The sequence below is a fragment of the Streptomyces sp. WMMB 322 genome (genome assembly GCF_900090145.1).
In the GTDB taxonomy this organism is placed as follows: Bacteria; Actinomycetota; Actinomycetes; order Streptomycetales; family Streptomycetaceae; genus Streptomyces.
This window is the reverse complement of sequence record NZ_FMHI01000004.1, coordinates 225,581-236,800: the sequence shown is the minus strand read 5'-3', so window position 1 is coordinate 236,800 and position 11,220 is coordinate 225,581. Positions and strand designations below refer to the sequence as shown.

Annotated in this window: 12 protein-coding genes; 8 read left to right on the top strand and 4 right to left on the bottom strand. The window is 71.9% G+C overall.

The features are described 5' to 3' along the window. The first annotated feature begins 133 nt into the window (after positions 1–133). The 8 genes from H180DRAFT_RS09045 to lgt all read left to right on the top strand — a co-directional run bounded on the left by H180DRAFT_RS09045 (position 134) and on the right by lgt (position 6,325). Complete coding sequence (locus tag H180DRAFT_RS09045; RefSeq protein WP_055485463.1) at positions 134–373, top strand: HGxxPAAW family protein; 240 nt, start codon at positions 134–136, stop codon at positions 371–373. Positions 374–417: 44 nt separating this feature from the next. Next, positions 418–807: a DUF2752 domain-containing protein gene (locus H180DRAFT_RS09040; RefSeq protein WP_254665952.1), complete on the top strand. Its 390-nt coding sequence runs from the start codon at positions 418–420 to the stop codon at positions 805–807. A 179-nt stretch (positions 808–986) separates the two neighbouring features. Then, positions 987–1,802 carry an indole-3-glycerol phosphate synthase TrpC gene (trpC, locus tag H180DRAFT_RS09035; protein ID WP_055485461.1) on the top strand — a complete coding sequence of 272 codons (816 nt, stop codon included), beginning with the start codon at positions 987–989 and terminating at the stop codon, positions 1,800–1,802. Positions 1,803–1,962: 160 nt separating this feature from the next. Beyond that, positions 1,963–2,109 carry a tryptophan biosynthesis modulator TrpM gene (gene trpM / locus H180DRAFT_RS30350; protein WP_368073119.1) on the top strand — a complete coding sequence of 49 codons (147 nt, stop codon included), beginning with the start codon at positions 1,963–1,965 and terminating at the stop codon, positions 2,107–2,109. A gap of 50 nt (positions 2,110–2,159) precedes the next feature. Continuing rightward, positions 2,160–3,395, top strand: a complete 1,236-nt coding sequence (gene trpB / locus H180DRAFT_RS09025; protein WP_055485460.1) for a tryptophan synthase subunit beta — start codon at positions 2,160–2,162, stop codon at positions 3,393–3,395. Further along, positions 3,392–4,261 (top strand): tryptophan synthase subunit alpha, encoded by an 870-nt coding sequence (trpA, locus tag H180DRAFT_RS09020; RefSeq protein ID WP_055485459.1) that lies wholly within the window; start codon positions 3,392–3,394, stop codon positions 4,259–4,261. The genes trpB and trpA overlap by 4 nt, the downstream gene beginning before the upstream one ends. Before the next feature lie 128 nt (positions 4,262–4,389). Continuing rightward, positions 4,390–5,133 (top strand): DsbA family protein, encoded by a 744-nt coding sequence (locus tag H180DRAFT_RS09015; RefSeq protein WP_368073117.1) that lies wholly within the window; start codon positions 4,390–4,392, stop codon positions 5,131–5,133. Positions 5,134–5,338: 205 nt separating this feature from the next. Beyond that, on the top strand, positions 5,339–6,325 hold the full coding sequence (lgt, locus tag H180DRAFT_RS09010) for a prolipoprotein diacylglyceryl transferase (protein ID WP_055485457.1): 987 nt from the start codon (positions 5,339–5,341) through the stop codon (positions 6,323–6,325). A gap of 310 nt (positions 6,326–6,635) precedes the next feature. Here lgt and rbsK read toward each other — a convergent pair whose 3' ends face one another. The 4 genes from rbsK to H180DRAFT_RS08990 all read right to left on the bottom strand — a co-directional run bounded on the left by rbsK (position 6,636) and on the right by H180DRAFT_RS08990 (position 10,984). After that, complete coding sequence (gene rbsK, locus H180DRAFT_RS09005) at positions 6,636–7,571, bottom strand: ribokinase (protein WP_302622433.1); 936 nt, start codon at positions 7,569–7,571, stop codon at positions 6,636–6,638. A gap of 313 nt (positions 7,572–7,884) precedes the next feature. Beyond that, positions 7,885–9,189, bottom strand: a complete 1,305-nt coding sequence (locus tag H180DRAFT_RS09000) for an ABC transporter substrate-binding protein (RefSeq protein WP_055485456.1) — start codon at positions 9,187–9,189, stop codon at positions 7,885–7,887. Beyond that, positions 9,189–10,028, bottom strand: a complete 840-nt coding sequence (locus H180DRAFT_RS08995) for a carbohydrate ABC transporter permease (protein ID WP_055485455.1) — start codon at positions 10,026–10,028, stop codon at positions 9,189–9,191. Before H180DRAFT_RS08995 ends, H180DRAFT_RS09000 begins: the two co-directional genes overlap by 1 nt. Next, on the bottom strand, positions 10,025–10,984 hold the full coding sequence (locus H180DRAFT_RS08990) for a carbohydrate ABC transporter permease (protein ID WP_055485454.1): 960 nt from the start codon (positions 10,982–10,984) through the stop codon (positions 10,025–10,027). The genes H180DRAFT_RS08995 and H180DRAFT_RS08990 overlap by 4 nt, the downstream gene beginning before the upstream one ends. Positions 10,985–11,220 lie beyond the last annotated feature (236 nt).

Genomic DNA, 11,220 nt, shown 5'->3' with positions numbered 1-11,220 from the left:
CGGGACGCGCACCGGGCCGCCGCAGCGGCCGCGGTCCCCGCGAGTGCACCCCTGGCTCATCGGGCCCGCGGGGCAGGGGGAAGAATGGGCGGTGAGCATGGCCCAGTCGGTTGAACTACGAGGAGCACAAAACATGGCGGGCAACAGCCACGGCCACACTCTGGCCGCCTGGACGGGCGTGACGATCAGCACCATCGGCTTCTTCGTCGCCGGCATCTTCACGGTGCTGGCCCAGCCGATCGGCTTCGTGGCGGGCCTGGTCGTGGTCGCCGTGGGCGGCGTCGTCGGACTGCTGATGAAGGCCGCGGGCCTCGGGCAGCCCAAGGCGGGCAACGGCTCCGGAACCGCGCGGCCCCAGGGGGAGTCGTCCTGAGCGGGCAGGAGCCCGTACCCGCGGGACAACGGCCGGCTGCGCCGCTGTCCCGCCTCGCCGCGCCGTTCGGCACTCTCGTGGCCGCCGGCGCGGCCTTCGCCTTCGTGGGGGCCGTGGACCCGGGCGAGCCCGGGCACTACCCCGTCTGCCCGCTGCTGTACTTCACCGGCATCTACTGCCCCGGCTGCGGCGGCCTGCGCAGCGCACACGCAGTCGCGCACGGCGACTTCGGCACGGCGCTCGGGATGAACGCCCTCGCGGTGGCCTCCTTCGCCGCCTTCGCGGTCTTCATCGTCTTCTGGGTGGTGCAGGTGCTGCGCTCCCGGCCGGTGACGGTGCCGCTGCGCACCTCGCACTGGTGGGCGCTGGGCGTGCTCGCGCTGGCCTTCACCGTCGTGCGGAACTTCCCGCTGGGGGCCGCCCTCGCGCCCTGAAGCCACGACGCGGAAGCGGACCGTCCCGCGGAACAACAGGGTTGTTTTGTCCGGAATGTGGGATTGGCGGCAGGCGGATGCGAGTCCTCCGGCTCCCGCCCGATAGCATCGCAGTGCCCGATCTGACCGGTACCCCGCCCGTCTCGCGGAGGCCGACCCGACCCGAAGGAGGCCGCTCGGTGAGTGTGCTCGACGAGATCATCGAAGGCGTGCGTGAAGACCTTGCCGAGCGGCAGGCGCGCGTCAGCCTCGACGAACTCAAGGAGCGTGCCGCCGCGGGTCCCCCCGCCAGGGACGGCGTCGCGGCCCTGAAGGGCGAGGGCGTCAGGGTCATCTGCGAGGTCAAGCGCTCCAGCCCCTCCAAGGGTGCGCTGGCGGCGATCGCCGACCCGGCCGCCCTGGCCGCCGACTACGAGGCGGGCGGCGCTTCCGTCATCTCCGTCCTCACCGAGCAGCGGCGTTTCGGCGGCTCGCTCGCGGACCTCGAGGCCGTGCGGGCCAAGGTCGACATCCCGGTGCTGCGCAAGGACTTCATCTTCTCCTCCTACCAGCTGTGGGAGGCGCGCGCGCACGGTGCGGACGTGGTGCTGCTGATCGTCGCGGCGCTGGAGCAGGAGGCCCTCGTCTCCCTCATCGAGCGCGCCGAGTCGATCGGGCTGACCGTCCTCGTCGAGGCGCACGACGAGGACGAGGCCCAGCGGGCACTCGACGCCGGGGCGCGGATCATCGGGATCAACGCGCGTAATCTCAAGACGCTCGAGGTGGACCGCGGCAACTTCGGCCGCATCGCCCCGGAGATCCCCGATCACATCGTCAAGGTCGCGGAGTCGGGAGTCCGCGGGCCGCACGACCTGATCGCCTACGCCAACGAGGGCGCCGACGCGGTGCTCGTCGGCGAGTCGCTGGTGACCGGCAAGGCCCCGAAGACTGCAGTCGCCGACCTCGTCGCCGCCGGCGCCCACCCGGCGCTGCGGCACGGGCACGGGAGGGGCTGACCTCCGCATGACCGCCGGCACGACCTTCCCCTCGCCCTCCGGGCCGGGGAGACCCCAACCCTCGCCCTCCGGGCCGGGGAGACCCCAACCCTCGCCCTCCGGGCCGGGGAGACCCCGGCCTTGTGAACAGCGCCGGCAGGCGCGCGGCCCGTACGCGGCGCTGGCACGCGGCTGCCGCCCGCGCGGGTGCCGGGCGCCGGCCCGACGTGTGCACGGACGGCGGGTGCGTTACCACATCGGCTGTGAGCCGGGCCAGATCAACGGCCGCCGATGGCGTACGCGTGCGGCAGCGTCCGCACAGCGGTGACCCATCCGTACTTCCGCAGCACGTCTGCACTTTCACGAGGAGCACGTCGGATGTCCGACTACTTTGTCCCCGACCCCGAGGGCCGGGTCCCCGATCCCGGAGGCTATTTCGGCGCCTTCGGCGGCAAGTTCATTCCCGAGGCGCTCGTCGCCGCCGTCGACGAGGTGGCCGTCGAGTACGAGAAGGCGAAGGCCGACCCGGCGTTCACCGCCGAACTCGAAGACCTGATGGTCAATTACACCGGCCGTCCCAGTCCGCTGACCGAGGTGTCGCGCTTCGCCGAACACGCGGGCGGCGCCCGGGTCTTCCTCAAGCGGGAGGACCTCAACCACACAGGCTCGCACAAGATCAACAACGTGCTCGGTCAGGCCCTGCTGACCAGGCGCATGGGCAAGACCCGTGTCATCGCCGAGACCGGTGCCGGCCAGCACGGCGTGGCCACCGCCACCGCCTGCGCGCTCTTCGGCCTCGAATGCACCGTCTACATGGGCGAGATCGACACACAGCGCCAGGCGCTGAACGTGGCACGGATGCGGATGCTCGGCGCCGAGGTCGTGCCCGTCGCCTCCGGAAGCCGCACCCTCAAGGACGCGATCAACGAGGCGTTCCGCGACTGGGTCGCGAACGTCGACCGCACCCACTACCTCTTCGGCACGGTCGCGGGCCCCCACCCCTTTCCGCAGCTCGTACGGGACTTCCACCGGGTCATCGGCGTGGAGGCGCGCCGTCAGATCCTGGAGCGGGCCGGGCGGCTGCCGGACGCCGTCGCCGCGTGCGTCGGCGGCGGTTCCAACGCCATCGGGCTCTTCCACGCGTTCCTGAACGACGAAGACGTCCGGCTGGTCGGTCTCGAAGCGGCAGGGCACGGTGTGGAGTCCGGGGAGCACGCGGCCACGCTCTCCGTCGGCGAGCCGGGCATCCTGCACGGATCGCGCAGCTTCGTACTCCAGGACGACGAGGGCCAGATCACCGAGCCGTACTCGATCTCCGCGGGCCTGGACTACCCGGGAATCGGCCCGGAGCACGCGTATCTGAAGCAGTCGGGACGCGGGGACTACCGGCCCGTCACCGACGACGAGGCCATGCGCGCCCTGCGGCTGCTGTCCGAGACCGAGGGCATCATCCCGGCGATCGAGAGCGCACACGCGCTCGCCGGGGCGCTGGACCTGGGCAGGGAACTCGGCACGGACGGGCTGGTCCTGGTGAATCTCTCCGGGCGCGGCGACAAGGACATGGACACCGCCGCCCGCTACTTCGGCCTGTACGACGAGGGGACGGACCAGTGAGCACCGAGGCAACCGCAGCGGACAGCGGCGCCGGCACCGCGGCGGGCGGCGGCATCGAGCTGCTGGAGAGGGTCCTGGCCGGGGCACGCGCGGAGAACCGCGCCGCCCTCGTCGGCTATCTGCCCGCCGGGTTCCCGACGGTCGACGGCGGGATCGAGGCGTGTGTCGCGCTGCTCGAGAGCGGCTGCGACATCGTCGAGGTGGGCCTGCCGCACAGCGATCCCGTGCTGGACGGTCCCGTCATCCAGACCGCCGACGACATCGCCCTGCGTGGCGGCGTCCGCATCGCCGACGTCGTGCGCACCGTGCGCGACGCACACGCCGCCACGGGCAAGCCCGTCCTGTGCATGACGTACTGGAACCCGGTGGACCGCTACGGTGCCGACCGCTTCGCCGCCGAACTCGCCGCGGCGGGCGGCGCCGGCTGTATCCTGCCGGATCTGCCGGTGGAGGAGTCCGAAGGATGGCGCAAGGCCGCCGAGCAGCACGGGCTGGCGACGGTGTTCGTCGTGGCCCCCAGCAGCAAGGACGAGCGGCTCGCGAAGATCACGGCGGCGGGCAGCGGCTTCGTCTACGCGGCCTCGCTGATGGGCGTCACCGGCACCCGGGAGTCCGTGGGGCGTGAGGCGCGGCAGCTCGTCGAGCGCACACGGGCCACGACACAGCTGCCGGTCTGCGTCGGGCTCGGCGTCTCCACCGCTGCGCAGGCCGAGGAGGTCGCCGCCTTCGCGGACGGTGTCATCGTCGGCTCGGCCTTCGTCAAGAAGTTGCTGGCCCACCCGGACGACCTCGGGGCCGGGCTGGAGGACGTACGGGCTCTCGCGTCCGAACTCGCCGAGGGAGTGCGGCGCCGGGCCGCCGGGTAACGGGACCCCGCGCCGCGAGTAACGGGCCACCGGCTCTTTGCGTCTCCGCCGCCCCGCGTCTCGCTCTTTCGGGCGAAACGCGGGGCGGTCGCGCAGGCGGTGGGGTCTCCCGTTCGTTGGCTCACGGTGTGAAGAGCCAGAAGAAGAACGCAGCACACCAAGAGGGGAACCGCACCGCCACTGAGCGCATGCGGGACGAGCAGCGGCGCCGGCAGGCGTCCCAGAAACGGGGCAGGCAGCTCAAGGTCGCGGGAGTGGTCGTCGCGGTGCTGGCCGTCGGTGCCGGGGTGGGTGCCCTGGTCGCCCAGCAGACCTCCGGGAAGGGGCCCGCCGACGCCAAGCCGATCGCCGTGGGCAAGCAGGACGCACCGGCGAAGCTCACCGTCTACGAGGACTTCCGCTGCCCGGCGTGCGGACAGTTCGAGAAGCAGTTCAGTCCGACGATCAAGGCCCTGGAGAAGCAGGGCAAGCTCAGGACCGAGTACCACCTCGTCACGATCATCGACGACAACCTGGGCGGCAAGGGCTCGCACCGCGCCGCGAACGCGGCGGCGTGCGCCGAGGACGAGGGCACCTTCCAGCGCTTCCACGACGTCCTCTACCGCAACCAGCCCCCGGAGCAGAACGACGCCTTCGCCAGCAGCGACCGGCTCCTCGACCTCGCCGGAAAGGCAGGCCTGAAGGGCAAGGACTTCCGCGAGTGCGTCACCGGCGGCACGCACGACGCCTGGGTGAAGAAGACCGGCGAGGCCTTCAAGAAGTCGGGCCATCAGTCGACGCCGACGGTGCTGCTCGACGGGGAGAGCATCTACGGCCGCAGTGAGCCGCTCACCCCGGCTTCGCTGAAGAAGAAGGTCCTGGCGAAGGGCTGAGCCGCCGTCGTCCCCGCGCGTGGCCCCGGTCCTTTGATGTGGCGAAGGTCTCGTCCGGGCGAAGACCCGGACGGGGCCCGCCTTCTGGCCGCGCGGAACCTGACGGGACGCCGGGTCCGCGGCGTGCGCCGATCGGCCGTTATGGAGCTGTTGCACAGGGTGCATTGCCGATGGCGCGGCAGTGCAGGGTAGCGTCGGGAAGGCCATGGAGATCCTTGCATTCATCCCCAGCCCCTCGGCCGGCGAGATCCACCTCGGCCCGGTTCCGCTGCGCGGCTACGCCTTCTGCATCATCCTCGGCGTCTTCGTCGCCGTGTGGCTCGGCGGCCGCCGCTGGGTGGCGCGCGGCGGGCGGGCCGGCACGGTCGCGGACATCGCCGTGTGGGCTGTGCCGTTCGGCCTGGTCGGTGGACGTCTCTACCACGTCATCACCGACTACCAGCTCTACTTCGGCGAGGGCCGCAACCCGCTCGACGCCTTCAAGATCTGGGACGGCGGTCTCGGCATCTGGGGCGCCGTCGCACTCGGGGCCCTGGGCGCATGGATCGGCTGCCGCCGGCGGGGCATCCCCCTCCCGGCGTATGCGGACGCGGTGGCACCCGGGGTGGCGCTCGCGCAGGCCATCGGCCGCTGGGGCAACTGGTTCAACCAGGAGCTGTACGGGCGTGCCACGGACCTGCCCTGGGCGCTCAAGATCGACGCCCAGCACAGGCCGGTCGACACCCCCAGCCTGGCCACCTACCACCCGACGTTCCTCTACGAATCCCTGTGGTGCGTCGGCGTCGCGGCCCTGGTGATCTGGGCGGACCGGCGCTTCAAGCTCGGGCACGGCCGTGTCCTCGGCCTGTACATCGCGTCGTACACCGTCGGCCGGTTCTGGATCGAGTACCTGCGCGTCGACGACGCCCACCACATCGCCGGACTGCGGCTGAACGACTGGACCTCGCTCGTCGTCTTCGTGGCTGCCGTGATCGGCATCGTGATCTCCGCGCGCAAGCGTCCCGGCCGGGAGGAGATCGTCGAGCCGGAGCCCTCCGGCGCCGGCACATCCTCCGGCGGCGGCAGCGCGGAGAAGGCAGGCGTTCCCGCCACGTCCGCTTCCGCGGAAAAGGCGGGGGACGAGGCCGAAGGGAGCGGTGACGGGCCGACGTCCGCCGTGTCCGCCCCGGAGAGTTCCAGCGGATCATCCTGACGGCCCCTCCCGCGGGCCTGGCGCGTGCTGCGCGCCGAAGCGGGCCTGCCCGGGACGCCGCCCGGCGGCACGCCCCGCGAGGGACTGTGTCCGCCGCCTTGCGGCGTCTCCCGCCTTCCGGTGACCACCGCCGCGTCAGCGAACCGTCCGGCGCACAGCGCGGGCACGTCACGCCTCCGGTCCGTGCCGCCTTCCTGACCTTCGCCGCGGCCCCGGTGTCCTGACCGCCGGGCCGCGGCGCACTCGCGTGGGGCGGCACGCGCTCCGCCCCGGTGGTTCCCGGCGCCCGGACGGGCCGTCCCCTGTCCGGTCAGGCGCCTGCGGCGAACGCGTCGGTCTCGCTCCGGTGCGGCATGGACGCGGACGCGCCAGGGCGCTGCACGGACAGGGCGGACGCCGCCGCGGCCCATGCCAGGGCGTCGGGCATCGCCCGTCCTTCCCCGACGGCGACGGCCAGCGCCCCCACGAAGGTGTCGCCGGCGGCCGTGGTGTCCTCGGCCTTCACGCGGCGGGCGGGCACATGCACCGGTTCGGCGTTCCGCGCGGCGTACAGCGAACCCTTCTCGCCGAGGGTGACGACGGTCTCGGGCACGAGGGCGAGCAGCTCGGACGCCGCCTCGTACGGGTCGGACTTGCCGGTGAGGACGGCGGCTTCGTGCTCGTTGGGGACCAGGACATCGGTGACGGCGAGGAGTTCGGGGGGCAGCGGCTGCGCGGGGGCGGGCGTGAGGATGACGCGCACACCGTGGTCGCGTGCCGCGCGCGCCCCGGCGAGGACGCCGCCGAGAGGGATCTCCAGCTGCATGAGGAGCGCGCCGGCCGCGGCGATGCGCTGCTCGTCGCCGTCGGCGAGGCCGTCGACGGTGCCGTTCGCGCCGGGCACGACCACGATGGCGTTGCCTCCCTCGTCGTCCACCACGATGTGTGCGGTGCCGGACTCGCCCTGGACGGTGCGCAGACCGTCCGTGCCGACACCGTCCGCGGTGAGGGCCGCCCGCAGGCGCACGCCGAAGTCGTCGTCGCCGACGGCGCCGATCATCGTGACCGAGCCGCCCGAACGTGCCGCCGCGACGGCCTGGTTGGCGCCCTTGCCGCCGGGGACGGTGCGGAAGGCGCGGCCGGTGACGGTCTCACCCCGGCGCGGCGCGGTCGCGACGTAGGCGACGAGGTCCATGTTGGTGCTGCCCAGCACCGCGATCGCGGGCGAGGAGGGGGACTTGGCGGGTGGCGTCGTGGGAGAGGTCACGGTACGGGAGTCTCCTGTCGGTCCGGGGACGGGCGGGGGTGCGAGGTCGCGGGTCGGGCGGGGAGAGCGCCGAGGGCGGTGCCGTCCAGGCGGCGTCCCGCCGGGAACCGGCCGCGGTGTCTGCCGGTCCGGCCGGGCGGAGGCTCCGGGGCAGGGGAGCGGCAGGGGGCGAAGAAGAAGGGGGAGAAGGGGGAGGAGGGGGAGGAGGCGGGGGCTGTGCTCATGGTGCGGGTGCCGTTCTGTGCTTGTGACGTGTGCGCCGGGCTGCGGCTGCTGCGGTGGAGCGTGCGGAGCGGGGGCACGAAGGGCGACTTCAGCGCTGGTATCTGGCGAGGATGCGGTTGCCGTCGTCCACGAGTTTGCCGCGCAACTCGCGCAGGCCGATGCTGCCCGCGTAGTACTCCTGGAAGGCGGGTGTGGCGACCTTGTCCTTCCACTCGGGATAGCCGCGTACTCCGAGCACGGGGGACGCCCGCAGGCCGGAGGCGATGCGGAGCCCGGTGCTCCAGCCGTGTTCGGCGGTGTCGAGAGCGGGGTCGCGCAGCGCCTCACGTCCGGTGGGCACGAGCCAGTCTCCCTCGGCGAGGCGCGCCATGTGGTCCGGGCGGGTCATGAACGCGATGAACGCCATGGCCGCCTTCTTCCGGGAGGTGTCCTGCGAGACGGACAGGGTCTGCGGGCTCACTCCCTGGAGGCGCCCGCCGCCCGGAGCGTCGCGGCCCACGGGCATCGGCAGCGTCACCCATCCGAATCCGTCGGGGGCCTGTTGCCGGATCTGCTGCCGGAAGGAGAAGTTGAGCGGCACGATCGCGTACCGTCCGGCGAAGAATCCGGGAAGGGTCTCGGAGCCGGCCATGCCGAGGGTGCTTCTGGCCGCCGTGCGGTCCTCGTTGACCTGCCGGTGTATCAGTTCGGCGACGCGGGAGTCGGCCTCGTCGAAGCGGATGACGTCCTTGCCGTGCTCACGGTGGAAGACCGCGCCGCCGGTGCTCAACGTGAGGTTCACGGACTGGCTGACAGGCTCCTTCATGGACCACGCGACGCCGTACGTGCGGCTGTGCCCCCGGGAACGGGTCAGTTCCCTCGCGACGTCCTCGAACTCCTCCCAGCTCCATGGCCGCCGCACCGTGGGCATGCGCACGCCGGACTTCTCCAGCAGCTCCCGGTTGGCGATCAGCACCCGCGGATCGTGCAGGAACGGTACGCCGTATATGCCGCCCGCGATGGTGGCGGTGTCCCAATTGGCCTGCGAAATTTGGCTCTTGAGGTCCTCGGGCAGCAGCGGCCGCAGATCCGCGAGGTAGCCGCCGTGGGCGAAGTCGGTGAGGTCTCCTGCCTCGTCGTGGATGACGTCGGGTGCCTCGCCGCCCTCGAACGACGTCAGCAGCTGGTCGTGGACGCTCTCCCAGGCGCCTTGCACATAGCGGACCTTCACCGAAGGGTTCCGTTCGTTCCACTCGGCCACCAGCGCCTTGTTGACCTCGATGGACTCCTTCTGCCAGGCGAGGCTCAGGTACTCCAGCGGCCCCGAGTCGCGGGGGGTGTCCGCGCAGCCGCCGGTCAGGACGGGCGCGCCTGCCGCCGCGGCGGCCGTGGTGAGAAAGTCGCGACGGCGCATCAGCCCTTCACCGCTCCGCTCATGAAGCCGCTGACGAGTCGCCGCTGGAGCAGCGCGAAGAACAGCAGGCTGGGGAGGGTGGCCAACAGCGCGGCCGCGGCGAGCGGTCCCAGGTCTGCAGCGCCCTCCGCGCCGATGAAGTGGGTGAGGATCACGGACATCGTCTGCTTCTCCGGGGACTTGAGCAGGACCAGGGCGAAGAAGAACTCGTTCCAGGCGGTGACGAAGGAGAACATCACCGTCGCCACCAGTCCGGGCGCGAGCAGCGGAAGGACCACGCTGCGCACGGTGCGCAGGCGCCCGCAGCCGTCGATCGCGGCGGCCTCCTCCAGCGACGCGGGCACGGCACGTGCGTAGCCCTGCAGCATCCACAGCGCGAACGGCAGGTTCCACACCACGTACACAAGTATCAGGCCCGTGAGGGAGTTGATGAGGTGGAGGCTCTTCAGCACGAGGAACAGCGGGATGATCACCAGCACGAACGGGAACATCTGGCTGACCAGGATCCAGCCCGTCGCCGCCTTGCCCACCGCCGAGCGGTATCTGACCGTCACGTAGGCCGCCGGGACGGCGACCGCCACCGATATCGCCGCCGCGCAGGAGGCCACGATCAGGCTGTTGAGCGCCGAACGTGCCAGCGGCTGCTGCCCGAACGCGGCGCCGAAGCTGTCCAGCGACGGGTCGCGCGGAAGCCAGGTGGCGTCGACGGAGCCCAGTTCCTGCGGGGACTTGAAGGCCGTGGAGATCAGCCAGACGAGCGGGAAGGCGAGGAAGACCAGATAGCAGACCAGCGCCAGGTACTGGCCGGCGCGCCCGACGGCCGTCCGGGAGGTTCTCACCGCTCGTCCCCCTTCAGGCGGTTGCGCAGGAAGACCGCCAGCAGCACGGCGACGACCGCGGTCATCACCAGACCCATCGCGGCCGCGTAGCCGAACTGCCCGTAGCGGAAGGCCTCTTCGTACGCGAAGAGCATCGGCAGCCGGGTCGAACCGCCCGGCCCTCCGCCGGTGAGGACGTAGACCAGGCCGAAGGAGTTGAAGTTCCAGATGAAGTTGAGGGCGGTGATCGCCAGCACCACGGGCTTCAGCACCGGCCACGTGACCGTTGCGAAGCGGCGCCACACACTCGCGCCGTCGATCGCGGCGGCCTCGTGGAGCTCTTGCGGCACGTTCTGCAGTCCGGCCAGCAGCACGACGGTGGTCTGCGGCATCCCCGCCCATACGCCCACCACGATCACCGCCGGAAGGGCGAGGGAGGCGCCGGCGAGCCAGTCGGCGTTCTCCGTGATCAGATGCAGGTCACGCAGCGTGGCGTTGAGGATGCCGGCGTCCTGGTTGTAGACCAGCCGCCACATCACGCCGACGACGACCTCGGGCATCGCCCACGGGACGAGCGCGAGCGTACGGGCCAGCCAGCGGAAGCGCAGGTTCTGGTTGAGCAGGACGGCCAGGCCGAGGGCCAGCAGGAACTGCAGCGCGGTCACCGAGACGGCCCATACGAGGCCGATTCTGAAGGAGTCCCAGAAGAGGGAATCCAGCCGCAGGTCCGCGAAGTTGGCCAGGCCCGTGAACTTGGTCACCGCCGTGCGGCCGGACTGCGCGTCGGTGAAGGCGAGCGAGAGCCCGTACAGCAGCGGTCCCGCACTCAGCAGCAGGATCGGCAGCAGGGCGGGCAGTAGCAGGAACCACCCGTCCCGGTCCAGCCCGAGGGCTCTGCGGCGCTCCGGCGCGGACCTGGGCGGCGGGGTGCCGGCGCCCTCCCCGCGGGCGGAGGTGCCGCGTGCGGTGACGCTCACCGCGCGGCCTCCCCCGCCCGTGAGGGCGCAGCGCGCCCGGAGGCGGGGCGGCGTCCCGTCCCGGCGAGGAGGCGCACGGCCGGCCCGGCGCCGGAACTGGAAACGGTTGCAGCCACGGACGGGAATCCTGCGGTTACGGAGAGGGGGCGTCAACCCCGCGCTCGCGGTCCGCTCGGAACAAGGCTTCTCACCAGGTAAGTTCGGCCTTCCTTGCTGGCGGCCCCTGTGATTCGGCG